The sequence below is a fragment of the Paraburkholderia sp. SIMBA_030 genome (genome assembly GCF_046535245.1).
Classification (GTDB): Bacteria; Pseudomonadota; Gammaproteobacteria; order Burkholderiales; family Burkholderiaceae; genus Paraburkholderia.
In genome coordinates this window covers 1-255 of sequence record NZ_JAWRXB010001045.1, presented here as the reverse complement: position 1 = coordinate 255, position 255 = coordinate 1, and the positions used below count along the sequence as shown (strand labels likewise).

1 protein-coding gene is annotated in these 255 nt (G+C 61.2%); it reads left to right on the top strand.

Going from position 1 to position 255, the window contains the following annotated elements; translation table 11 throughout:
- Positions 1-255 (top strand): PAS domain-containing protein (locus SB772_RS43220; RefSeq protein ID WP_410838924.1); only part of this gene is annotated, 255 nt, incomplete at both ends.

The window sequence follows — 255 nt, the reverse complement described above, 5'->3', positions numbered from 1 at the left end:
ATCGCAACCGATGTCCTGGCAGCCATCATCATGGCTGTATCGACCGGGCTGATCCTTGTCGCGCTCGGCGCAGTCTTCCTCGAAAGCCACCTCACCGACCTGCGCGGCCTCGCCAACGCCTCGCTTGAAGGCCTGCTGATCCTGCGCGACGGCCGGATCATCGATGCCAATGAGCGGTTCCAGGAGATGTCCGGCTGGAAATTCACCGAGCTTCAGGGAAATGTCCCCGATGTGGTCTTGATCTCCCATAGCGCC